Source organism: Dellaglioa sp. CoH-57-MRSF-22 (assembly GCF_056781895.1).
In genome coordinates this window covers 1-286 of sequence record NZ_JBXAXT010000189.1, presented here as the reverse complement: position 1 = coordinate 286, position 286 = coordinate 1, and the positions used below count along the sequence as shown (strand labels likewise).

Here is a 286-nt window from a genome sequence, read left to right as displayed (position 1 = left end):
AAGCTAGCAGGGGTCAATGTGGCTTGGACCAGTTACCGCTCGGCTGACGAAGAGGCGTTTGTCGAGGCTCAGGGCGGCACCGTTGTCAAGTACAGCGCGAAGATGAATGTGCTACTATACAAGCCGGGTGCTAAGTTCGCGGACAAGATCGTAAAGGCCGGGAACAAGGCGATGACATGGGACCAGTTCAAGGAGAAATACGGGCTATGAGCGAGATTACGTTTGCTGTAAAACGCGTTGTCGTGGTGCAGGGTTCTGGCTCCGACAAGATCGCGGTGTTCACCGA

At 54.9% G+C, this 286-nt stretch carries 1 protein-coding gene; it reads left to right on the top strand.

All coding sequences use genetic code 11. The annotated features are described in order from the left end of the window. Positions 1-210 (top strand): hypothetical protein (locus AC1RPR_RS08750; RefSeq protein WP_481763562.1); only part of this gene is annotated, 210 nt, incomplete at its 5' end. Positions 211-286 lie beyond the last annotated feature (76 nt).